This window comes from Achromobacter sp. CSND-B12, assembly GCF_052906545.1.
Genome location: NZ_JBREGJ010000001.1, coordinates 1,047,244 through 1,069,006, shown reverse-complemented (window position 1 = coordinate 1,069,006; position 21,763 = coordinate 1,047,244). Strand labels below are relative to the sequence as shown.

Annotated in this window: 17 protein-coding genes; 8 read left to right on the top strand and 9 right to left on the bottom strand. The window is 67.6% G+C overall.

Going from position 1 to position 21,763, the window contains the following annotated elements:
• Positions 1 to 107 precede the first annotated feature (107 nt).
• Positions 108 to 2,813 carry an aconitate hydratase AcnA gene (gene acnA, locus ACUTAG_RS04745; RefSeq protein ID WP_026383339.1) on the bottom strand — a complete coding sequence of 902 codons (2,706 nt, stop codon included), beginning with the start codon at positions 2,811 to 2,813 and terminating at the stop codon, positions 108 to 110.
• 306 nt (positions 2,814 to 3,119) lie between these two features.
• The gene (locus ACUTAG_RS04740; RefSeq protein WP_148318494.1) at positions 3,120 to 4,049 is read right to left on the bottom strand and encodes a LysR family transcriptional regulator; all 930 of its coding nucleotides are present in this window, start codon (positions 4,047 to 4,049) and stop codon (positions 3,120 to 3,122) included.
• Positions 4,050 to 4,166: 117 nt separating this feature from the next.
• Between ACUTAG_RS04740 and ACUTAG_RS04735 the strand changes: the two genes are divergently transcribed.
• The 3 genes from ACUTAG_RS04735 (at position 4,167) to ACUTAG_RS04725 (ending at position 7,603) form a co-directional block, all read left to right on the top strand.
• Positions 4,167 to 5,054: an SDR family oxidoreductase gene (locus tag ACUTAG_RS04735; protein WP_148318660.1), complete on the top strand. Its 888-nt coding sequence runs from the start codon at positions 4,167 to 4,169 to the stop codon at positions 5,052 to 5,054.
• On the top strand, positions 5,051 to 6,562 hold the full coding sequence (locus ACUTAG_RS04730) for an AMP-binding protein (protein WP_326938605.1): 1,512 nt from the start codon (positions 5,051 to 5,053) through the stop codon (positions 6,560 to 6,562). Before ACUTAG_RS04735 ends, ACUTAG_RS04730 begins: the two co-directional genes overlap by 4 nt.
• 63 nt (positions 6,563 to 6,625) lie before the next feature.
• Entirely contained in the window at positions 6,626 to 7,603 is a 978-nt protein-coding gene (locus ACUTAG_RS04725; RefSeq protein WP_054485913.1) for a Bug family tripartite tricarboxylate transporter substrate binding protein, read from the top strand.
• A 10-nt stretch (positions 7,604 to 7,613) separates the two neighbouring features.
• Here ACUTAG_RS04725 and ACUTAG_RS04720 read toward each other — a convergent pair whose 3' ends face one another.
• Positions 7,614 to 8,522, bottom strand: a complete 909-nt coding sequence (locus tag ACUTAG_RS04720; protein ID WP_148318496.1) for a LysR substrate-binding domain-containing protein — start codon at positions 8,520 to 8,522, stop codon at positions 7,614 to 7,616.
• A 118-nt stretch (positions 8,523 to 8,640) separates the two neighbouring features.
• Here ACUTAG_RS04720 and ACUTAG_RS04715 point away from each other — a divergent pair, with 118 nt between their 5' ends.
• Positions 8,641 to 9,615, top strand: a complete 975-nt coding sequence (locus ACUTAG_RS04715) for a pirin family protein (RefSeq protein ID WP_049051246.1) — start codon at positions 8,641 to 8,643, stop codon at positions 9,613 to 9,615.
• Between the two features lie 284 nt (positions 9,616 to 9,899).
• Positions 9,900 to 12,104 carry a TonB-dependent receptor gene (locus ACUTAG_RS04710; protein ID WP_148318498.1) on the top strand — a complete coding sequence of 735 codons (2,205 nt, stop codon included), beginning with the start codon at positions 9,900 to 9,902 and terminating at the stop codon, positions 12,102 to 12,104.
• A 61-nt stretch (positions 12,105 to 12,165) separates the two neighbouring features.
• Here ACUTAG_RS04710 and ACUTAG_RS04705 read toward each other — a convergent pair whose 3' ends face one another.
• The 6 genes from ACUTAG_RS04705 to ACUTAG_RS04680 form a co-directional block, all read right to left on the bottom strand.
• Entirely contained in the window at positions 12,166 to 12,933 is a 768-nt protein-coding gene (locus ACUTAG_RS04705; RefSeq protein ID WP_026383331.1) for an SDR family oxidoreductase, read from the bottom strand.
• Positions 12,930 to 13,925 (bottom strand): NAD(P)H-quinone oxidoreductase, encoded by a 996-nt coding sequence (locus ACUTAG_RS04700; RefSeq protein WP_148318500.1) that lies wholly within the window; start codon positions 13,923 to 13,925, stop codon positions 12,930 to 12,932. Before ACUTAG_RS04700 ends, ACUTAG_RS04705 begins: the two co-directional genes overlap by 4 nt.
• Positions 13,926 to 13,944: 19 nt before the next feature.
• Positions 13,945 to 14,649: an ABC transporter ATP-binding protein gene (locus ACUTAG_RS04695; RefSeq protein ID WP_006387150.1), complete on the bottom strand. Its 705-nt coding sequence runs from the start codon at positions 14,647 to 14,649 to the stop codon at positions 13,945 to 13,947.
• The gene (locus ACUTAG_RS04690) at positions 14,642 to 16,423 is read right to left on the bottom strand and encodes a branched-chain amino acid ABC transporter ATP-binding protein/permease (RefSeq protein ID WP_148318502.1); all 1,782 of its coding nucleotides are present in this window, start codon (positions 16,421 to 16,423) and stop codon (positions 14,642 to 14,644) included. Before ACUTAG_RS04690 ends, ACUTAG_RS04695 begins: the two co-directional genes overlap by 8 nt.
• Positions 16,424 to 16,445: 22 nt before the next feature.
• On the bottom strand, positions 16,446 to 17,312 hold the full coding sequence (locus ACUTAG_RS04685) for a branched-chain amino acid ABC transporter permease (RefSeq protein ID WP_006387153.1): 867 nt from the start codon (positions 17,310 to 17,312) through the stop codon (positions 16,446 to 16,448).
• 149 nt (positions 17,313 to 17,461) lie between these two features.
• Positions 17,462 to 18,613, bottom strand: a complete 1,152-nt coding sequence (locus ACUTAG_RS04680; protein WP_233639203.1) for an ABC transporter substrate-binding protein — start codon at positions 18,611 to 18,613, stop codon at positions 17,462 to 17,464.
• A 380-nt stretch (positions 18,614 to 18,993) separates the two neighbouring features.
• On the opposite strand from ACUTAG_RS04680, the gene ACUTAG_RS04675 reads away from it, so the two are divergent.
• From ACUTAG_RS04675 to ACUTAG_RS04665, 3 genes are read left to right on the top strand one after another with little or no spacing between them, the layout of a single operon-like run.
• Positions 18,994 to 19,776, top strand: a complete 783-nt coding sequence (locus ACUTAG_RS04675; protein ID WP_006387155.1) for an SDR family oxidoreductase — start codon at positions 18,994 to 18,996, stop codon at positions 19,774 to 19,776.
• Positions 19,776 to 20,738, top strand: a complete 963-nt coding sequence (locus tag ACUTAG_RS04670; RefSeq protein WP_148318504.1) for a 3-hydroxyacyl-CoA dehydrogenase — start codon at positions 19,776 to 19,778, stop codon at positions 20,736 to 20,738. Before ACUTAG_RS04675 ends, ACUTAG_RS04670 begins: the two co-directional genes overlap by 1 nt.
• On the top strand, positions 20,731 to 21,666 hold the full coding sequence (locus tag ACUTAG_RS04665; RefSeq protein ID WP_024069782.1) for a 3-keto-5-aminohexanoate cleavage protein: 936 nt from the start codon (positions 20,731 to 20,733) through the stop codon (positions 21,664 to 21,666). The genes ACUTAG_RS04670 and ACUTAG_RS04665 overlap by 8 nt, the downstream gene beginning before the upstream one ends.
• Positions 21,667 to 21,763 lie beyond the last annotated feature (97 nt).

Genomic DNA, 21,763 nt, shown 5'->3' with positions numbered 1-21,763 from the left:
TTCGGCTTGCTGCCCCCCGAGGGGGCTTTTCATCTTGAGGCGGCTCTACGATGAAAAAGCCCCTGGAACCTCGCGGTTCCAGGGGCTTTGCCTTTGCGGCCCGGGCGTTACGCGGCCAGCAGCTGGCGCAGCACGAAGGGCAGGATGCCGCCGTGCTGGTAGTAGTCGACCTCGATCGGGGTGTCGATGCGCAGCAGCAGCGTCACGTCCTGCTTCGAACCATCCTTGCGGGTGATCGTCAGCGTCACGTCCTGCATCGGCTTGATGCCGTTCTCCAGGCCCGAGATGTCGTAGGTTTCCTCGCCGGTGATGCCCAGCGACTGCACGCTGTCGCTGCCCTTGAACTGCAGCGGCAGCACGCCCATGCCCACCAGGTTGCTGCGGTGGATGCGCTCGAAGCTGCGCGTGATGACGGCCTTGACGCCCAGCAGCTGGGTGCCCTTGGCGGCCCAGTCGCGCGACGAGCCGGTGCCGTATTCTTCGCCGCCGAACACCACGGTGGGGGTGCCCGCCGCCACGTACTTCATGGCCGCGTCGTAGATCGACATCTGTTCGCCGGTGGGCTGGAACAGGGTTTCGCCGCCCTCGAAGCGGCTGCCGTCGGGGCGCGCCGGGATCATCAGGTTCTTGATGCGCACGTTGGCGAAGGTGCCGCGCATCATGATTTCATGGTTGCCGCGGCGCGAGCCGTAGCTGTTGAAATCGGCCTTCATGACGCCGTTTTCCTTGAGCCACTTGCCCGCGGGCGAGGTCTCCTTGATGGAGCCCGCCGGCGAGATGTGGTCGGTGGTGACCGAGTCGCCGAACACGCCCAGCGCGCGGGCGTTCTTGACGGTCGGCATCGCGCCCGGGGTCATGCCGAAGCCCTCGAAGAACGGCGGCTCGGCGATGTAGGTGGAATCGGGCCAGTTGTAGGTCTCGCCCGTGACGCCCTTGATGTTCTCCCACAGCTTGCCGGGGTTGCTCTTGACCTGGCCGTAGTTGGCCTCGAACGCCTTGGGGTCCAGCGCGTACTTGAGCAGCGCCTCGACTTCCTCGGTGGTCGGCCAGATGTCGCCCAGCCAGATGTCGCCGTTCTTGCCGCGGCCGACCGGTTCGGTCATCAGGTCGCGCGTCACGGTGCCGGCCAGGGCGTAGGCCACCACCAGCGGCGGCGAGGCCAGGAAGTTGGCCTTGATGTTCGGGTGGATGCGCGCCTCGAAGTTGCGGTTGCCGGACAGCACCGCCGAGCACACCAGGTCGTTGCTGGTGATGACCTCGTTCAGGTCGGGCGTCAGGTCGCCGGCGTTGCCGATGCAGGTGGTGCAGCCGTAGGCGGCCACGTCGAAGCCCAGCTTCTCCAGGTAGGGCAGCAGGCCGGTCTTGGTCAGGTATTCGGTGACCACGCGCGATCCGGGGGCCAGCGAGGTCTTGATGTGCTTGGGCACCTTCAGGCCGGCTTCGACGGCCTTCTTGGCCAGCAGGCCCGCCGCCAGCAGCACGCTGGGGTTGGACGTGTTGGTGCACGAGGTGATGGCGGCGATCAGGATGTCGCCGTTCTTGACCTTGGTGCCGGTGCTGGTGGTGAAGGTCTGCTGCAGCTTCTCGGCCGGCTGGTTGAAGCCGTTCTCGGCGACCGGCTTGGAGAACAGGTCGATGAAGGTGCTCTTGACGTTGCCGATCTCGATGCGGTCCTGCGGGCGCTTGGGGCCGGCCAGGGACGGCGCCACGGTGGACAGGTCCAGCGTCAGCAGCTTGGTGTAGTTGATGTCCTGGGCGGCGGGCACGCCGAACATGTCCTGGGCCTTGAAATAGGCCTCGAACGCGGCGATTTCGTCTTCGGTGCGGCCGGTGCCGCGGAAGTAGTCGATGGTGCGGCCGTCGACCGGGAAGAAGCCCATGGTGGCGCCGTACTCGGGCGCCATGTTGCCGATGGTGGCGCGTTCGGCCACCGACAGGCTGGCCGTGCCTTCGCCACAGAACTCGACAAACTTGCCGACCACTTTTTCACGGCGCAGCATTTCGGTGATGGTCAGCACCAGGTCGGTGGCGGTGACGCCGCCGCGCAGCTTGCCCTTGAGTTCCACGCCGACCACGTCGGGGGTCAGGAAGTACACCGGCTGGCCCAGCATGCCGGCCTCGGCCTCGATGCCGCCCACGCCCCAGCCGACCACGCCGATGCCGTTGATCATGGTGGTGTGGCTGTCGGTGCCCACCAGCGAATCCGGGTAGTAGACGTTGTTCTTCTTGTCCTGGTGCACGCCGCGCGCCAGGTATTCCAGGTTGACCTGGTGGACGATGCCGAAGCCCGGGGGCACCACGCCGAAGGTGTCGAAGGCCTGCATGCCCCACTTCATGAACTGGTAGCGCTCCTGGTTGCGCTTGAATTCCAGCTTCATGTTCAGGTCCAGCGCATTCTTGGTGCCGAAGTAGTCGATCATGACCGAGTGGTCCACCACCAGGTCCACCGGCACCAGCGGTTCGATGCTCTTGGGGCTCTTGCCCATCTTGTCGGCCACCGAGCGCATGGCGGCGATGTCCGCCAGCAGCGGCACGCCGGTGAAGTCCTGCAGCACCACGCGCGCCACCACGAACGGGATTTCATCCTCGCGCTTGGCGTTGGCCTGCCAGTTGGCGAGCTGGCGCACGTGTTCCTCGGTCACCTTCTTGCCATCGCAATTGCGCAGCACGGATTCCAGCACGATGCGGATGGAGACCGGCAGCCGCTGCACGTCCACGCCCAGCGCCTTGCCCAGCGCCGGCAGCGAATAGTACTGACAGGACTTGTTGCCGATCTTGAAATTCTTGAGTGTATCGAGGGTGTTGTGCGGCATGATGGACTCCGTGGTTTTGCCCGCGTAAAGCCGGCATTTTCAGGCGTTTCGGCGCGTTTGTCATTCCGGGCGACAGCGGCGCGGGTTCGGTCTATGTCTTATATCTTATATAAGACTTGAGGGGCGCGTCAAAGTTCCCGCCCGCGCCGGCCTGCGGGTTGCGCGGCGGCCGCGCAAACCCCTACTGTGCGGCAGCCGAGCCATCCCTGCAAGTCCCCCGTTTTTTAACAAAGAAGTCCTACAAGCGCATGGCGGGGGGACCGGGGGGCCGCCGCCATGCGCGCCACCGGGTGGCAGCCCCCCCGCTCAGGCCAGGAAGGTGCGCAGCAGGGGTTCCAGTTCCCGTTTCAGGAAATCGACCAGAGCGCGTTGGGCGCTTGAGGGATAGGGGGTTGGCGAGGTCAGGATATAGAGCTTGTCGCCGGGGCCTTCGGCCTGGTAGGCGGGCAGCACCTGCAGCAGGCGCCCGGCCTCCAGGTCGGGACGCACGATGTAGGCCGGCAACAGCGCCACGCCCGCGCCTTCGCGGGCGGCCTGGGCGAGGAACGGGAAATACTCGGATTGCAGGCGAGTGGCCAGCTTGACTTCGTGCGGTTGGCCCTTGCCGCGCAGGCGCAGCGTGGCCTGCGGGCGGGGGCCGGGCGGCCCGAGGAAATCGAAGCGGCCCAGGTCGCGGGGATGGGCCGGCATGCCCATGCGCGCCAGGTACTCGGGCGCGGCGCACAGGTGCCACTTGATGCGGCCGAGTTCGCGCGCCACATAGTCTTGCGGCGGCACCGAGATGGCCCGCAGCGCCACGTCGATCTCCGAAGAAATCAGGTCGCTGACGCGGTTCGAGAACAGCACCCGCAGGCTCAGGCTGGGGTGTTCCAGGGCGAAGCGCACCAGCAGGGGCCGCAGCATGTCCAGTTCGCCCAGGCCGGTGGGCAGGCTCAGCCGCACGTGGCCGGTGGGTTCGGCGCCCAGCTTCTGCAGCGCATGGCGCGCGGATTCGACCTCGCGCGCCATGCGGGCGCCATGGTCGTACAGGACGCTGCCTTCGTGCGTCAGTTCCAGCCGCCGGGTGGTGCGGCGGATCAACTGTGCGCCGAAGGCCCGCTCCAGCTTTTGAAGGTTGCGGCTCACATGCGAGCGCGTCACGCCCTGGCGCAGCGCCGCCTCGCTCAGCGTGCCGGCCTCGACGATCGTCACGAACAGCTGGATCAGGTTCAGGTCGAGCGCGGGCGGGGTGATCATGGGCAGCCTTCATTGTTGCCTGTGAGGAAACAGAGTTTACCCATCCTGAAGGATTGTCGCGGCAAGGGTTCGTGGATATTCTGAAAAAAACCAAGGAGACACCCCATGCGGCAAACCATGTTCCGCGCCGACCTGTTCCAGGGCCAGCGCATCCTGATCACCGGCGGCGGCACCGGCCTGGGCTATGCCATGGCCCGCCAACTGGCGGCGCTGGGCGCCACCGTGCATCTGTGCGGACGCCGCCTGGCGGTGCTGGAGCAGGCCGCCCAGGCGCTGCGGGGCGAGGCCGGCGGCCAGGTCCACGTCCATCCGGTCGACATTCGCGACGCCGGCGCGGTGGACGCGATGGTGGCGCGCATCTGGGACCAGCATGGCGGGCTGGATGCGCTGGTGAACAATGCCGCCGGCAATTTCATCAGCCCCACCGAAAAACTGTCCGAACGGGGCTTCAATGCCATCGCCGACACGGTCTTTCGTGGCACGTTCTACATGACCCAGGCCGTGGGCAAGCGCTGGATCGGCAGCGGCGCGTCCGGGGCGGTGGTGTCCATTGTCGTGACCTGGGTCTGGACCGGCTCGCCGTTCGTGGTGCCGTCCGCCATGTCCAAGGCCGGCATCGACGCCATGACCAAATCGCTGGCCGTCGAATGGGGCCGGCACGGCGTCCGCCTGAATGCCATTGCGCCGGGCGTCATCCCGACCGAGGGCGCATCGGCGCGGCTGCGGCCCAACGACAGCGGCACCGACGCGCTGGTCAAGCAGAATCCGATGCAGCGGCTGGGGCAGGGCCAGGATATCGGCGAACTGGCCGCGTTCCTGCTGGCGCCGGGCAACGATTGGATCAACGGCCAGACCATCGCCCTGGACGGGGGCGACTACCTGGCCAATGGCGCGTACTTCAAGCAGTATTTCGATTGGTCGGACGAAGATTGGGCCGCCGCGCGCGCCGCCATCGAGGCGCGCACCGCCGCCGACAAGGCGCAACGCTCGGCGGGCCAGGCATGAGCGCATCCGTCACGCAAGGGGCCGGCCGCATCATCGCCGGCGACTGCCAGCTGGACCGCGCGGCCCTGATGCGCCGCGGCGAGCAGGTCGCGGCGGGCCTGGCGGCCATGGGGATCGGGGAGGGCGACGTGGTGGCGGTGCTGCTGCGCAACGGCATGCCTTACCTGGAGATCATCCAGGCCTGCAAGCGCCTGGGCTGCTATTACTGCCCGATCAACTGGCATTACACGCCCGACGAGGTTGCCTACCTGGTGCGCGACAGCGGCGCGCGCCTGCTGATCGCCGAGGAAGACTTGTGGCAGGCCGCCAGGGCGGCGCTGCCGGCGGACCTGCCGTCGCGTCGCGTGGGCGCGGCTGCCGTGTCCGAGGATTACGCCAGCTGGCGCGAGGCGCAGGCGCCCTACGACGGCCCGGTGGTCGCGCCGCGCGGCCACATGGCCTATACCTCCGGCACCACCGGCCGGCCAAAGGGCGTGGTGCGCGCGCCGTTTCCGCTGGACCAGTTGGCGCAGCGGCTGGCGGCGGTCGAGGCGGTGGTGGAGCAGGCGTACGGTTTGCGGCCCGGCTGCCGCGCATTGCTGCCCGCGCCGGTCTACCATAGCGCGCCCAGCGTGTTCGCCCAGGTGGCGCTGCGGGTCTGCGAGACCCTGGTGCTGGCGCCGCGGTTCGATCCGCTGGAGGTGTTGCGCCTGATCGAGCGCCATCGCATCGACACGGTCTACCTGGTGCCCATCATGTACGTGCGCCTGCTCAAGCTGGATCCGGCCCAGCGCGCCGCCTTCGACCTGTCTTCGCTGCGCTTCGTGGCCTCGACCGGGGCCCCCTGCGCGCCGGCGCTCAAGCGCGCCATGATCGATTGGCTGGGGCCGGTGATCCACGAGACCTATGCCTCCAGCGAGGCCGGCATGGTGACGGTCATCGATTCGCACGAAGCGCTGGCCCGGCCGGGCAGCGCCGGCCGGCCGATCGGCGGCGCGCAGATTCGGATCTACGGCGACGACGGCGCGCTCTGCGCGCCCGGCCAGATCGGCCGCATCCATGTGCGCCAGCCGGCCTACGCCGACTTCACCTACCGCAATAACCCGGAAGCGCGCAGCCGGATCGAACGCGATGGATTGATCGGCCTCGGCGACCTGGGCTACCTGGACGACGACGGCTACCTGTTCGTGTGCGACCGCGAATCGGACATGGTGATCTCCGGCGGCGTGAACATCTATCCCGCGGAAATCGAACACCACCTGACGCAGTACCCGGGCGTGGCCGATTGCGCGGTGTTCGGCGTGCCTGACGACGAGTTCGGCGAGCGCTTGCTGGCACTGGTTCAGCCGGCGGCGGACACCGCGCTGGCGCCCGAGGAAGTGCTGCGCTGGCTGTCCACGAGGGTGGCGCGCTACAAGGTGCCGCGCGAATTGCGGTTGCGGCAGACCCTGCCGCGCGATGACAACGGCAAGATCGCCAAGCGCCGCCTGCGCGACGCGTTCTGGGCCGAGCGCGACAGGAAGGTCTAGGAATACCAAGGCGGCGCGCATCCCGGGCCGTACGCCATCACCACAGGGGAGACAAGCATGTTCATGAAGAATTCTGGGATAGGCCGCGCCGCGGCCGCGCTGCTGTTGTGCATGGCCGCCGCATCGCCCGCCCAGGCGGCGTTTCCGGAGCGGCCGGTCAAGCTGGTCGTGCCGTATACGCCGGGCGGCGCGGCCGACCTGTTGTCGCGGGTGCTGGCCGAAAGGCTGTCGCAGGAACTGGCGCAACCGGTGGTGGTGGAAAATAAGCCGGGCGCCAACACGATGATCGCGGCCACGCAAGTGGCGCGGGCGCAGCCCGATGGCTACACGCTGTTCCTGGCCAGCAATGCCAGCATGGTGCTCAACCCCATGCTCTATCGCAAGATCTCGTACGACGCGCAGCGGGACTTCCGGGTGCTGTCGGTGGTGGCGGAATTGCCGCTGGTGGTGGTCGCCAACAACAGCGTGCCGGCCTCGACGCTGGCGCAATTCGTCGACTACGCCCGCGCCCGCCCGGGCAAGTTGAACTATGCCTCCGTGGGTATCGGCAATCCGCTGCAACTGGCGACCGAACTGCTGAAGTCGCGCACCGGCATCGACGTGGCGCATGTTCCCTACAACGGCAGCGCGCCGGCATTGAGTTCGCTGATGGCCAACGACACCCAGCTGATGGTGGACGTCATCAGCACGTCATTGCCGCTGGTTCGCGAGAACAAGATCAAGGCCCTGGCCGTGACCGGCGCCCAGCGGCTGCCGGTGCTGCCTGACGTGCCCACCGTGGCCGAGAGCGGGTTCGCCGGCTTTCGCGCCGCGACCTGGTTCGGCGTGGCCGTGCCGCGCGGCACGCCGCCGGCCGAGGCGGACAGGCTGCGCGAGGCCGTGGCCGCGGTGATGCGCCAGGCGGATTTCCGCGACCGCTTCCAGGCGCAAGGCCTGGTGATCCAGGCGCCGCGCGGCCAGGCCGAGGTCGACGCCTATCTGGCCGAGGATCGCGAGCGCTGGAATGGGGTGATCCAGGCCAACCATATCCGCCTGGATTGAGAGGCGCGCGTCAGGCCAGCAACGCCGGCATTTCGGCGGCCGCGAAATCCAGGAAGCGCCGCAAGGCCAAGGGCGCGCCGCGGCGGGCGGGCATGACGGCGTAGATGCGTGCCGGCGCGGCGCGCCAGGCGGGCAGCAATTGCGCCAGGTCGCCTTTGGCCAGGGAGCCGGCGCACAGGTAGTTCGGCAGCAGCGCCACCCCCAGTCCGGCGCGCGCCATTTCGCGCAGCGCCGCCAGGTTGCTGCTGAGGCAGCGGGGGCGGAATTCGATCGATTCGGCCTCGCCCGCCGGGCCGACGAAGTGCCAGCTCTGCGGGCTGTCCTGGGTCGCATGGGCCAGCAGCGGCAGCGCGTTCAGGTCGCGCGGATGGCGCGGCGCGGCCCGGGCCATGGCGGGGGCTGCGACCAGGATCAGCGGCACCGGCGCCAGTTCGCGCGCCACCAGCCGCGAGTCGGTGAGCGAGGCGCCCTGGGCGCGGAAGGCCAGGTCGTAGCCTTCGCCCACCAGGTCGATGACCTGGTCGCGGGTGTCCAGCAGCACCCGCACGCCGGGATGCTGCAGGCAAAAGCGAGCCACCAGTTCGCCCAGCAGCGTCACCGCCAGCGCCGAGGGCGCCGTCATGCGCAGCAGGCCGCTGGGCGTGTCGCCCATGGCGGCCGCCAGGTCGAAGGCGCTGCGGGCCTCGCGCGCCATCGCCAGCGCATGCACGTAGATCTGTTCACCCATGGGCGTGAGCGAGACCCGCCGCGTGTTGCGCTGGAGCAGCCGCAGGCCCAGGCGCGCCTCCAGCTCGGCCACGCGCCGGCTGAGCTTGGAGCGCTGCATGTTGAGCACGCGGGCGGCGGCGGAAAAGCCGCCTTTTTCCACCACCTCGGTGAAAAGCAGCAGATCGTCGAGGTGATGGATATAGGAATGCATGGGGGTTGCGCGCGTGATTGTCCTGTGGGGCAGGACAATTATTCCTGAAATTTGGCTCTACTGTGCCGGTGGCGGAACCCATAAGCTCTGCGCCAATTTGTCATCAGGCCATACATCCTTGACCATCCGCCTCAGCCCGCCCGTCGCCCGCCCGTTCGAACCCGAGGGCGACATCTGTTCGTACCGGCATTTTCGGCATTCCGATTTCCCCCAGGGCATGTCGCCGCTGGTGCTGGTGGACCACTTCATCATGACCGGGCCGGCGGTCGCGCCGCACCCTCACGCCGGCATATCGACGGTGACGCTGCTGCTGGAAGACACCCAAGGCGGCCTGCGCATCCGCGACAGCCTGGACAACGAACACGAAGCCCGGGCGGGCGACCTGCACTGGACAGTGGCCGGTCGCGGCATCGTGCACGGCCACGACTTGGTGGGCGCGGCGCGGCTCAATGGCCTGCGGTTGTACGTCAACCTGCCGGCGCGACTGAAATCGATGCCACCATCGGCAACGCTGGTGCGGGGCTGGGAAATGCCGGTGCTGCAAAGCGATGCGGGCCGGGTGCGGGTGGTGTCGGGCCGCTACGACGGCTGGGACGCGCCGCTGGCGACGCCCGAGCCGCTGCTCATCCTGGACGGCTGGCTGCGGCCGGGAGCGTCGCGCCTGGTGCCGCTGCCGGCGGGCTGGAACGCCTGGTTGTACGCGGCGCAGGGGGAACTGGGCGTGCGGGCACGGCATGAGACCACGCCGCCGCCGCGACCGCCGGTAGAAGCGGCGCCGGTCATTCCGGCGGCACGGTTCCGCCCCGCCGGGCGCGCGGCGACGACCGGTCGGCGCGCGGCCGATCCCGATTTCGCCGTCCTGCCCCCGGGCGCGGCGCTGACCGCCACGGCGGACCGCGACGGCTTTCTTCAACTCCTGGCGGCGGGCGCGCCGGCGCACTTCATCCTGGTGGCCGGAGCGGCCATCGACGAGCCGGTGATCCAGCGCGGCCCCTTCGTCATGACGGACGCGCGCGCCCTGGCGCAGGCCGTCGCGGCCTACGAAGCGGGCGACTTCGGCCAGCTGCGCCAGGAGAGCGGCGTGCCCGGCTGAGCAAGGCGCCGCCCGGTGACAGCGGGCTGTCAGGATAGGGGACAGATCTGTTGTGTGATGGCAACAAAATGGCTTTCTATATAAGGGACGCAATGAGAATGATTTCTCTTTATATAGAATTCAAAACGCACGATCTCAATCCCTCCCATGGTGAACGGGCTCGACAAGGCCGGCACGACCGGCCCTGCCGCAGTTCGAGTGGCAAGCCGTTACCCGCGTGACCCCCCATCGGGATTTTTGCGATTCCCAGCTTCTCGCGAAGCGCCCGCCTACTGACTCCCGATATGAAAATACGAACTCTTGCGTGCGTGGTTGCGGCCCTGCCGTACACCGCCATCGTCCACGCCCAGTCCGCCGCGCCCGCCGCCGACGGTTCCGTCGTCTCGATGGAAGCGATCAAAGTCGAGGCCAGCGCCGACGCCTCGGCCGGCGGCCTGGCCCAGCCCTATGCCGGCGGCCAGGTGGCCCGCGGCGGCCGCGTCGGCGTGCTGGGCACGCAAGACATCATGAGCACGCCGTTCAGCGTCACCAGCTACACCAACGAGCTGATCCAGGACAAGCAGGCGCGCAGCGTCGGCGACGTGTTGCAGAACGATGCCGGCGTGCGCGTGGCGCGGGGCTTCGGCAACTTCCAGGAGTCGTACTTCATCCGCGGCTTCATCCTTGGTTCCGATGACGTGGCCTACAACGGCCTGTACAGCCTGCTGCCGCGCCAGTACATCGCCACCGAACTGTTCGAGCGCGTCGAAGTGCTGCGCGGGGCGTCGGCCTTCCTGACGGGGGCGGCGCCGGGTGGCGGCGGCATCGGCGGCGTCATCAACCTGGTGCCCAAGCGCGCGCCCAACGAGCCGCTCACCCGCTTCACCACCGGCGTGTCCAGCGGCGGCCAGTTCTCCGTGTCGACCGACATCGCGCGCCATTTCGGGCCGGACGACAGCACCGGCATCCGCCTGAACGTGGCCAACCGCAGCGGCGACACCGGCATCGATGACGAACATTCCCGCACCAGCCTGGTGTCGCTGGGCCTGGACTGGCGCTCGGCCGACACGCGGTTGTCGGCGGATATCGGCTGGCAGGAGAACAAGCTCAAGCGCGCGCGGCCGAACGTTAGTGTTGTGGGCCTGAAGGACCATGTGCCCGATGCGCCTGATGCCAGTTCCAATTACGCGCAACCTTGGTCGTACTCCAATGAGCGCGATGTCTTCGGGACAATTCGAGCAGAGCATGATTTCAGCGACAAGCTTACCGGCTGGGCCGCCTTTGGTATGCGCCGTAGCGATGAGGCGAATTCGCTGGGCAACATCAATCTGACCAATGCCTATTCGGGCGCCAGCAATTTCTATCGCTTCGACAATACCCGCAAGGACAGCGTCAATACGGGTGAGTTGGGGCTGCGTGCCAAGGTTCGAACGGGGCCTGTGGGGCACGAGTTCGTGATGTCGGCGTCCTTCTTCGACTTGAAAACGAAGAATGCCTACATCATGGATTCAGGGAACAAGTTTCCGACCAATATCTACGATCCACAGTCATATGACAAGCCGGTTTTCAGCGCGGGAGCGTCGCGGGGCAATGATATTGACGATCCCGCTCTTCAGGCGCGTACGCGGCTCAGCAGCTATGCACTCGGCGACACGTTGTCATTCCTGGACGACAAGGTGCTGCTGACGCTGGGCATCCGCCACCAGCGCCTGTCCTCGCGCAGCTATGCCTACAACACCGGCAAGGAGCAGGGCGCCTACGACGCCAGCCACAACTCGCCGGCCGCCGGCATTGTCTTCAAGGTGGCGCCGAGCGTGTCGCTGTATGCCAACTACATCGAAGCCCTGGTGGCCGGCGGTACCGCTCCGCTTAGGGCCAACGACAAGCCCGTGCCCAACGCCGGCGAGAGCCTACAGCCTTACGTGTCCAAGCAGAAGGAAATCGGCGTCAAGTACGACGGCGGCGGCCTGGGCGCCGGCCTGGCGCTGTTCTCCACCGACAAGCCGCGCGCGGCCTACGACGCGTCCAATCGGTTCACCGCCTCCGGCAAGGACCGCCACCAGGGCATCGAACTGACGGTGTTCGGCGAACCCGTCAACCGCGTGCGCGTGCTGGGCGGCATGACCTTCCTGGACGCCAAGCAGCGCTCCACCGGCAACAGCGCCATCGACGGCAACCGGGTCATCGGCGTGCCACGCTTCCAGGCCAACCTGGGCGCGGAATGGGACATTCCCGGCGTGCAGGGCCTGACGGTGGATGGGCGCGTGGTCTACACCGGCGCCTCCTATGCGGATGACGCCAACACCCTCAAGGTGCCCGGCTGGACCCGCTTCGACGCCGGCCTGCGCTACATGATGGACGTCGACGGCCACGTGGTGACGCTGCGCGCCCGCGTCGAGAACATCGCCAACCGCAACTACTGGTCGTCGGTGGGCGGCTACCCGGGCAACGGCTACCTGGTGTTGGGCGGCCCGCGCACGTTCTCGCTGAGCGCCAGCATGGACTTCTGAGCGCGGATGCCCGCCGCCAGGCGGGCGCCGCGCAGGCCAGGAAAGGCAACGCCCGGGCGGTCTAGGTCATCAACCAGCCGCCGGCCACGTCCAGCACCTGCCCGGTCACGAACCGCGCCTGGTCCGAGGCGAAGAACAGGCAGGCGTCGGCCACTTCCTCGGGGGTGCCGAGCCGGCGCAGCGCGGTGACCTCGGCCACGGCGTCGTTGATCTCCTTGGGCACGCTTTTCAGCAGCGGCGTGCTGATGCGCCCCGGCGCCAGGCCATTGACGGTGACATCGTGCTCGCCCAGTTCCGCGGCCCAGTGGCGCGTCAGGCCCAGCAGCGCCGCCTTGGTGGCGGCGTAGTGCGCGGCGACGATGTCGCAATAGGCCTTGCCCGCCACCGACGACATGTTGATCACGCGCCCCTGGCGCTGGCGCACCATGTGCGGCGTGGCCAGGTGGGTCATGTAGAACACGCTGTTCAGGTTGACCGCGACCACCTTGTCCCATTCGCCCGGCGTCATCTCCCACACCTTCAGCGCGCGGCCGTCGGTCTTGGGCGAGATGCCGACGTTGTTGACCAGGATGGTGGCGGGGCCGAGGTCGCGGGTGATGCGGTCATACGCAGCCTGGCACTGGTCGAAGTGCGAGACATCGGCGTGCACGAAGCTCACGGCGTGGCCGCGCTTCTTCAGTTCCTTCTCGTAGGCCTGGCCGCCCTGCGAATTGAAGTCGATCAGCCCGACCTTGCCGCCTTCGGCCAGGAAGCCCTCGACGATGGCCGAACCGATGCCGCCGACGGCGCCGGTGACGATGATGACCTGATCCTGGAAGCGCGCGCTCATGCCCGCACCTTCAACATGATCTTGCCGATGTGCCGGCTGCTTTCCATCAGCGCATGGGCCTGCGCCGCCTGTTCCAGCGGGAACACCTGGTGGATCAGCGGCAGGCAGCGCCCCTGTTCCATCAGCGGCAGCACCTTGTCGGCCAGCGCCTGGGCGATGGCGCCCTTGTCTTCGTCGGAACGCGGACGCAGGGTGGAACCGGTGAACGACAGCCGCTTGGTCATGACGGGCAGGGCGTCGATCTCGGCCTTGCTGCCTTCCAGGAAGGCGATCTGCACCAGCCGGCCATTCACCGCCAGCAGGCGGAGATTCTTGTTGATGTAGGCGCCGCCAACCATGTCGAGGATCACGTCCACGCCCTGGCCGCCGGTGGCCTGGCGGATGTCGGCCTCGAAGTCGGTGTCGCGGTAGATCACGGCGTGGTGCGCGCCGGCCTTCAGGCAGGCCTCGGCCTTCTCCTGGTTGCCCACCGTGGTCCAGACCTCGGCGCCGAAGGCGCGCGCCAGCTGGATCGCGGTCAGGCCGATGCCGCTGGAGCCGCCATGCACCAGGAACTTCTCGCCGGCCGCGAGGCGGGCGCGCTCGAACACGTTGGTCCAGACGGTGAAATAGTTTTCCGGGATGGCGGCGGCCGACAGCAGGTCCAGGCCGCGCGGCACCGGCAGGCAATGGCGCTCGTCGGCCAGGCAGTACTGGGCGTAGCCGCCGCCGGGCGTCAGCGCGCAGACCCGGTCGCCGACCTGCCAGCGCGTGGCGTCGGGACCGACGGCGATGACGGTGCCCGCGACCTCCAGCCCCAGGTAGGGCGAGGCGCCGGGCGGCGGCGGATACGAGCCCGAGCGTTGCAGCACGTCGGGGCGGTTGACGCCGGCGTAGGCCACCTCGATCAGCACCTGGCGGCCAGCGGGCGCGGCCATCTCGCGCTCGGCCAGGCGCAGGCAATCGGGCGCGCCGCCGGTGCCGTGGTCGATGAATGTGCAGCGTAGAGACATGAATGCGGTCCTTCGGATTTCAGTGGCCCAGATAGGCCTTCTTGACATGGGGATCGGCCAGCAGCTCGGCGCCGGTGCCCGTGCGCACGATGGCGCCGTTCTCCAGCACGTAGCCGCGGTCGGCCAGGCGCAGCGTGCGGAACACGTTCTGCTCCACCAGCAGCACCGTGACGCCGTGGGAGGTGACGTCGCGGATGATGTCGAACATCTGCTGCACCAGCAGCGGCGACAGGCCCAGCGAAGGCTCGTCGAACACCAGCAGCTTGGGATCGGCCATCATGCCGCGCGCGATCGCCACCATCTGCTGCTCGCCGCCGGACAGCGAGCCGGCGTACTGGCCCAGGCGCTCGCGCACCCGCGGGAAGATCTGCAGCACTTCCTCCAGCTTGCGCTGCACGATGGGGCGGGCGGCGCGCTTGTACGAGCCCATCAGCAGGTTGTCGCGCACCGTGAAGTGCGGGAACAGCTGGCGGCCTTCGGGAATCATGGTGATCCCGGCGTCGACGATGTCGTAGGGCGTGCGGTTGGTCAGGTCGCGGCCCTCGAACTCGACCCGGCCGGCGGTGGCGGGAACCACGCCGCACAGCGTCTTCAGGGTGGTGGTCTTGCCGGCGCCGTTGGCGCCGATCAGCGTCACGATCTCGCCGGCATTGACCTCGAAGTTCAGGCCGTTGAGCACCTGGCTCTTGCCGTAGCCCGACGACAGATCCGAAACCTTAAGCATCCTGGTACTCCTTGCCCAAATAGGCCTCGATGACGGCGGGGTTCTCGACCACGTCCTTCGGCGCGCCGCTCACCAGCACCGCGCCTTCGTTCAGCACGATGATGCGGTCAGACAGCGCCATGGTGGCCTGCATCATGTGCTCGATCAGCAGCACCGACACGCCCGAATCGCGGATGCGGCGGATCATCTTGATCGACTTCTCGATGTCGGTGGGGTTCAGCCCCGCCATCACCTCGTCCAGCAGCAGGATGCGCGGCCGGATCGCCAGGGCGCGGGCGATCTCCAGCCGCTTCATGCCGCCCACCGTCAGGCTGCGGGCCTCGGTGTTCAGGTACTTGAGCAGGTCGGTTTCCTCGGCCACCTTGAGCGCGATCTGCTCGGCCTCTTCGCGGTCGGCGGTGCGGATGAAGGCGCCCAGCATGATGTTCTCCAATACCGTCAGGCCGGTGAACGGCTTGGCGATCTGGAAGGTGCGGCCCAGGCCCTGATGCGCGAACTCGTCCGGCGTGCTGCACGAGACCCAGTTGCCCTTGGCGTCGACCATCGACACCGCGCCCTTGTCGGGCGACAGGAAGCCGGACAGCAGGTTGAACACCGTGGTCTTGCCGGCGCCGTTGGGGCCGATCATGCCCAGGATCTCGTACTGGTTCAGCGTCAGCGACACGTCGTTGGTGGCGCGCAGGCCGCCAAAGCTCTTGAACAGGTTCTCGGCCCTGAGCACCGGCTGCTCGCGCCGCGCCGCGTCGGTCGGACGGGCTGGTTCGACCAGTTGGCGCCGGGCGCGCGGCGTGCCCAGGTAGGGCAGGCGCGCCAGGGCGCGCTCGATGGCCGGACCGAAGGCGCCGGCCAGGCCGCGCGGGATGGTCAGCACCACCGCCACCAGGATCAGGCCGTAGATCAGCCCGTGCATGCCGTTGCCCACGCTGGACAGCCAGCCGCGCGCCAGCTCGGCGATCGGCAGCACCAGGAAGGTGCCGGCGATGGGGCCGGCCACCGTGCCCAGGCCGCCGATCAGCGCGAACATCGCCACCTGGATCGACAGTTCCAGCGAGAAGGCCGAGCTGGGATCGACGAACGTCAGGTAGGTGATGTGGAAGGTGCCGATGATGCTGGTCAGCATGGCCGACACCACCGCGGCGATGATCTTGACGCGCACCGTGTGGATGCCCACGGCCAGCGCCGCGTCCTCGCGTTCGCGGATGGCGATCAGGTAATGGCCGATGCGCGACTTGCGGATGTACCACGACACCCAGGTCACCAGCAGGAACAGGCCGAAGGCGATGATCACGTAGTTGATCTTCTCGCGGAACACGATCCAGCCCCAGCCGATGTTCAGCGGCAGGCTGATGCCGCTGGAGCCGCCGGTCCAGCTTTCCTCGTGGATCACCAGCAGCCGCACCACTTCGAGGATGGCGATGGTGGCCAGCGCGAAGAACGGCCCGCGCAGCCGCAGCGTGGGATAGCTGATGATGATGGCCACGGCCGCCGAGATGGCCGCGCCCGCCAGCATGCCGAACCACGGCGAGATGCCGAAGTTCTGCGTCAGCAGGGTGGCGGTGTAGCCGCCGATGCCGTAGAACACCGCGTGGCCCAGCGACAACTGGCCGGCGTAGCCGCCGACGATGTTCCAGGCCACCGACAGCGCGGAAAAGACGAACAGCAGGACGAACAGGTTGGTCCAGAACGGCGTGCCCGTGACGACGGGCACGATGAACATGACGATCAGCAGAATCAGGCTGACGTAGGCTTTGGGGCTTCGAAAGTCGGGAAACACGTCTCGCTCCTTGTGGCTCTGATCACTCTGTGCCGACGCCGAACAGGCCGGTCGGACGCAGGACAAGGATCAAGAGGAAGATCCCGAAATAGACGACCTCTTTGAGGTCGGGGGCGATGTAATAGCCGGCCAGCGTATCGACGATGCCGATGATCATCGACCCGGCCACCGCGCCGTACAGGCTGCCCAGGCCGCCCAGCACCACGATCACGAAGGCGGTCAGCACGAAGTACGTGCCCACCGTCGGGAACACCGGATACTGCGGCGCCAGGAGGCCCGCCGCGATGCCGACGAAGGCGGTGCCCAGGCCGAAGGCGATGGCGTAGACGTTGTTGACGTTCACCCCCATCAGCGTGGCGGCGTAGCGGTGCTGCGCCACCGCCCGCAGCGCGCGGCCCAGGTAGGTGCGGTGCATGAACAGGTGCAGCAGCACGGCCAGGCTCAGGCCGACCACGAAGGTCACCAACTGGCCGGTGACCATGGAGTAGTTGCCGACGTCGAGGGTGCTGGTGCCCAGTTGCACCGGGGCGCGGAACACGTTGGCGCCGAAGATCACCAGCGCCAGGTTCAGCAGGATGGTGGACACGCCCACCGTGGCGAAGATCTGGATGTGCTGGTCGGCGTTGAGCAGCGGCTGGATGATGCCTTTCTGCGTCAGCGCGCCCAGCGCGAACAGGATGACCGCCACCGGCACCAGGCCGATGTACGGGTGCACGCCGAACTGCGCCGCGATCAGGTAGACCGCGTACATGCCGATCATCAGGAATTCGCCATGCGCGAAGTTGACGACGCGGACCACGCCGAAGATCAGCGTCAGCCCCAGGCTGATGATGGTGTAGGCGCCGCCCAGCAACAGGCCATTGATGACCAGTTGAATGAAGATATCCATGGTGCAACCTCTTGGAACGGGGCGCGTCCCGGCCGCGCGCCGTCGCCGGCGGGGCCGGGGCCGCTGGCCCCAGTGAAACGCCGGACGCCCCCGAGCGTCCGGTTTGCTGGTTTGCCGTGCCGGGCCTGCCGGGTGGCGGCCCCGGCGTTCTATTTCTTGAAGACGGGCTTGCCCAGCGCGAGGTTGTCAGGCGCGATGGTGACCAGCTTGCCATCCTGCCACTGCATCACGTAGAAGGTCGAGGCGTTGTTCTGGCCGTCCTCGCCGAAGTCGAAGGCCCAGCCGTTGGCGGTCTGGCCGGCCGGCTTCTTGTACGCCAGCACGGCCGCGCGGATCTTGTCCTTGTCGGTCGACTTGGCGTTGGCGATGGCTTCGAAGAAGGCCTTGGCGCCGACGTAATTGGTCAGGCTGTGGCCGGACTGCGGGTCGCTCTTGTAGGTGGTCTTGTAGGCTTCCAGGAACTTGTCCAGACCGGGCGCGCCGGCCGGATTGATGGACGCCTGCGGGAAGTCCAGGTCGAACACGCCGTTCATGTCGGCGCCCACGGCCTTGGCGGTGTCGGCCAGCGAATAGCCGCCGCCGGCGCCGATCACCACCTTGGGCTTGAAGCCGGCGGCGCGCGCCTGGCTGAAGTACAGGATGGCGTCGTTCTGGTAGGCGGTCTGCAGCACCACGTCGACCTTGGCGCCCTTCAGGCGCAGGATCAGCGAGGACAGGTCGACCGTCTTGGCCGAATAGGGCAGCACCTCGGCCACGGTGTAGCCGAGTTCCTGGGCGCGCTTTTTCTCGGTGGCGGCCACGTCGGTGCCGTAGGGGCCGTCCTCGTGGATGATGCCGATGCGCACTTCCTTCGGGTTCAGGCCCATGCCCGGCCCGATGATGTCGTGCAGCGCGTTGACCACCGACACGCCGTACAGCGCGGTGTTGGGGTTGCTGCGGAACAGGTACTTGTAGCCGCGCGTGGTGATCTTGTGGGCGGTGGCGCCCAGCTCGAAGTAGGGCACGCCGGCCAGTTCGGTCACGGGCGAGGCCGCGTATGAGATGCCCGAGGCGTAGCTGCCGAACACGCCGACCACGTTCGATGAGATCAATCGCTTGGTCTCGGACACCGCCTGGGTCGGGTCGACCGCGTCGGCCTTGATGATCTGGATCTTCTCGCCGTTGATGCCGCCGGCGGCATTGATTTCGTTGACGGCCAGTTCCAGGCCGCGATAGCTCTCCTGTCCCAGCAACGCCAGCGCGCCGCTGAACGGGAAGAGCGCGCCCACTTTCATGTCGGCCGCCGCGGTGCCGCTGGCCATGGCGCCGCACAGGCCCAGCGCGATGGCGAATTGTTTGATCTTGAACACTGTCTACGCTCCTTTGTGGGTTTGGATGCGGACTGTTGTCTGAGTCGTCCGTCTGTTTTTGAATATATGATATATGCGCCGGCGGGGTGTGAGAACCTCGTCCTGGATTCTAGTGCCGGACTTGGCCGGCTGAATCGGGGATTTCCCTCAAGCCGCATGAATAAAGCGTTTGCGGGCGGTTTTCCTCTGCGCGCCAGGTCGGATTTCGCTGTCCGGGGGCTGTTTCACAGACCTTTTCATGGCTGCCCCGCTGGCAAGAAAATTCCCCTTTGAATCATATATCCTATATGATCAAAAGGCGTTTGAGCATAAGAATCCAGGAGACAAAGAGCATGTTCGAGGAAGTGGATTTCGCCGGAAAAAAGGTACTGATCACCGCCGGCGCCGATGGGCTGGGCCTGGAAATGGCGCAGGTGTTCCACCGCGCGGGGGCGTCGGTGCTGGTGTGCGACGTCAACCGCGAGCGGCTGGCCGCGCTGCCGGCCGAATTGCCCGGCGTGCGCGCGGTGCATGCCGACGTGTCGGATGAAGACAGCGTGGCCGCCCTGTTCGACGCCGTGCGCCAGCAGCTGGGCGGCCTGGACATCCTGGTCAACAACGCCGGCGTGGCCGGCCCCACCGGTTTCGTCGAGACGCTCTCCAAGGCCGACTGGGATCGCACCCTGGCGGTCAACATCACCGGCCAGTTCCTGTGCGCGCGCCAGGCCATCCCGCTGCTCAAGCTGTCGCGCGCCGGCGTCATGATCAACCTGTCGTCGGCCGCCGGGCACCTGGGCTTTGCCGGGCGCTCGGTCTATTCGGCGTCCAAGTGGGCGGTGATCGGCTTCACCAAGTCGCTGGCGATCGAGCTGGGCGGCCACGGCATCCGCGTCAACGCCATCCTGCCGGGCGCGGTCGAAGGCCCGCGCATCCGCGCCGTGATCGAGGCCAAGGCCAGGACGCTGGACAAGCCGATCGAGGAAATCGCCGCGCTCTACGAGAACCAGGCGGCGCTGGGCCGCATGGTCACGGCGCGCGACATCGCCAACATGGTGCTGTTCAACGCCAGCGAGGCCGCCCGCAGCGTCACGGGGCAGGCCATCGTGGTGGACGGCTTCACGCAGAAGCTCTACTGATGGCGGCCGATCCGCGGCGGCGCCACGCCGCCATCATTGGCACCGGCCTGATCGGCCAGGCCTGGGCCATCGTGTTCGCGCGCCAGGGCTGGCAGGTGCGGCTGTACGACGTCAACGCCGCCATGCTGGCCGAGGCCGGCGCGCTGATCCGGCGCCAGCTGGATGAACTGCAGGCGCACGGCCTGCTGCGCGACGCGGCGGCCGCCGCCGCCCGCATCGAGGTGGCCGCCAGCCTGCCCGAGGCGCTGGCCGGCGCCCGCTACATCCAGGAGAACTCGCCCGAGCGGCTGGCTCTGAAGCGCGATCTGTTCGCGCAACTGGACGCGGCGGCCGATCCCGACGCCATCATCGGCAGTTCCACTTCCAGCATTCCCGCCAGCGAATTCACCGAAGGCCTGCCCGGCCGCCACCGCTGCCTGGTGGCGCATCCGGTCAATCCGCCGTACCTGATCCCGGTGGTGGAGCTGTGCCCGGCGCCCTGGACCAGCGAGGCCGCCATGCAGGCGGCGCGCGACATCATGCTGGACATCGGCCAGAAGCCGGTGACGATGCGGCGCGAGATCGAGGGCTTCCTCCTCAACCGCCTGCAGGGCGCGCTGCTGCACGAGGCCTTCCGCCTGGCCGCCGCCGGTATCGCCAGCGCCGAGGACATCGACACCACGGTCAAGGATGGCCTGGGCCTGCGCTGGTCGTTCATGGGGCCGTTCGAGACCATCGACCTGAACGCGCCCGGCGGCCTTGCCGACTACTGCGCGCGCTACGGCGGGCTGTACCAATCCATCGGCGCCAGCCAGCGCGAACCCGTGCCCTGGGACGGCGCGCTGGTCGAGGCCCTGGCGTCCGAGCGGCGCGGCCTGCTGCCGGCCGATGACCTGACGGCGCGCCGCTACTGGCGCGACGAACAACTGATGCGCCTGATGCGCCACAAGCAACAGCAAGACAACGGAGACGAAAATGGCTAAAGCCAAGCAGAAAGTCGTGATCACCTGCGCCGTGACGGGCGCCATCCACACGCCCAGCATGTCGCCGCACCTGCCGGTGACGGCCGACGAGATCGCCGAGGCCGCCATCGGCGCGGCCCGCGCCGGCGCCGCCGTGCTGCACCTGCATGCGCGCGACCCGCAGACCGGCAAGCCGTCGCAGGACCCGGCGCTGTTCGAGCCGTTCCTCAAGCGCATCAAGGCCGAGACCGACGCCATCATCAACATCACCACCGGCGGCAGCCCGCACATGACGGTGCAGGAGCGCATGCGGCCGGCCACCACCTTCAAGCCGGAGCTGGCGTCGCTGAACATGGGCTCGATGAATTTCGGCCTGTTCCCGATGCTGGGCCGCTTCCAGGACTTCAAGCACGAGTGGGAGCGCGAGCACCTGGAGAACAGCCGCTCGCTGATCTTCCGCAACACCTACCAGGACATCGAATCGATCCTGGAGCTGGGCAACGCCAACGGCACCCGTTTCGAGTTCGAGTGCTACGACATCAGCCACCTGTACAACCTGGCGCATTTTGTGGACCGCGGCCTGGTGAAGTCGCCGCCGTTCATCCAGTCGGTGTTCGGCATCCTGGGCGGCATTGGGCCGCACCCCGAAGACCTGATGCACATGAAGCGCACCGCCGACCGCCTGTTCGGCAATGAATACGAATGGTCGATCCTGGGCGCCGGCCGCAACCAGATGCCGCTGGCCACCATCGGCGCGGCCATGGGCTCGAACGTGCGGGTGGGGCTGGAGGATTCGCTGTGGATCGGGCCGGGCCAGCTGGCCGAGTCGAACCGCTCGCAGGTCGAGCGCATCCGCACCATCCTGGAGGCGCTCAACCTGGAAGTGGCCACGCCCGCCGATACCCGCGCCAAGCTGGGCCTGAAGGGCGGCGACAACGTGGCGTTCTGACGCCAGGCCGGGCAAGGGCGTGCGCGCCGCCGCCGGATTGATGCCCCCGCCGATGGGGAGGCGCGCGGCCCGCCGGATGCGGGTCGCGGCGCTCGCG

What these genes read in the sequence shown, in the direction of transcription:
- acnA (WP_026383339.1), bottom strand. Translation starts at nt 2,813, where the DNA reads ATGCCGCACAACACCCTCGATACACTCAAGAATTTCAAGATCGGCAAC.
- ACUTAG_RS04740 (WP_148318494.1), bottom strand. Translation starts at nt 4,049, where the DNA reads ATGATCACCCCGCCCGCGCTCGACCTGAACCTGATCCAGCTGTTCGTG.
- ACUTAG_RS04735 (WP_148318660.1), top strand. Translation starts at nt 4,167, where the DNA reads ATGTTCCGCGCCGACCTGTTCCAGGGCCAGCGCATCCTGATCACCGGC.
- ACUTAG_RS04730 (WP_326938605.1), top strand. Translation starts at nt 5,051, where the DNA reads ATGAGCGCATCCGTCACGCAAGGGGCCGGCCGCATCATCGCCGGCGAC.
- ACUTAG_RS04725 (WP_054485913.1), top strand. Translation starts at nt 6,626, where the DNA reads ATGAAGAATTCTGGGATAGGCCGCGCCGCGGCCGCGCTGCTGTTGTGC.
- ACUTAG_RS04720 (WP_148318496.1), bottom strand. Translation starts at nt 8,522, where the DNA reads ATGCATTCCTATATCCATCACCTCGACGATCTGCTGCTTTTCACCGAG.
- ACUTAG_RS04710 (WP_148318498.1), top strand. Translation starts at nt 9,900, where the DNA reads ATGAAAATACGAACTCTTGCGTGCGTGGTTGCGGCCCTGCCGTACACC.
- ACUTAG_RS04705 (WP_026383331.1), bottom strand. Translation starts at nt 12,933, where the DNA reads ATGAGCGCGCGCTTCCAGGATCAGGTCATCATCGTCACCGGCGCCGTC.
- ACUTAG_RS04700 (WP_148318500.1), bottom strand. Translation starts at nt 13,925, where the DNA reads ATGTCTCTACGCTGCACATTCATCGACCACGGCACCGGCGGCGCGCCC.
- ACUTAG_RS04695 (WP_006387150.1), bottom strand. Translation starts at nt 14,649, where the DNA reads ATGCTTAAGGTTTCGGATCTGTCGTCGGGCTACGGCAAGAGCCAGGTG.
- ACUTAG_RS04685 (WP_006387153.1), bottom strand. Translation starts at nt 17,312, where the DNA reads ATGGATATCTTCATTCAACTGGTCATCAATGGCCTGTTGCTGGGCGGC.
- ACUTAG_RS04680 (WP_233639203.1), bottom strand. Translation starts at nt 18,613, where the DNA reads ATGGCCAGCGGCACCGCGGCGGCCGACATGAAAGTGGGCGCGCTCTTC.
- ACUTAG_RS04675 (WP_006387155.1), top strand. Translation starts at nt 18,994, where the DNA reads ATGTTCGAGGAAGTGGATTTCGCCGGAAAAAAGGTACTGATCACCGCC.
- ACUTAG_RS04670 (WP_148318504.1), top strand. Translation starts at nt 19,776, where the DNA reads ATGGCGGCCGATCCGCGGCGGCGCCACGCCGCCATCATTGGCACCGGC.
- ACUTAG_RS04665 (WP_024069782.1), top strand. Translation starts at nt 20,731, where the DNA reads ATGGCTAAAGCCAAGCAGAAAGTCGTGATCACCTGCGCCGTGACGGGC.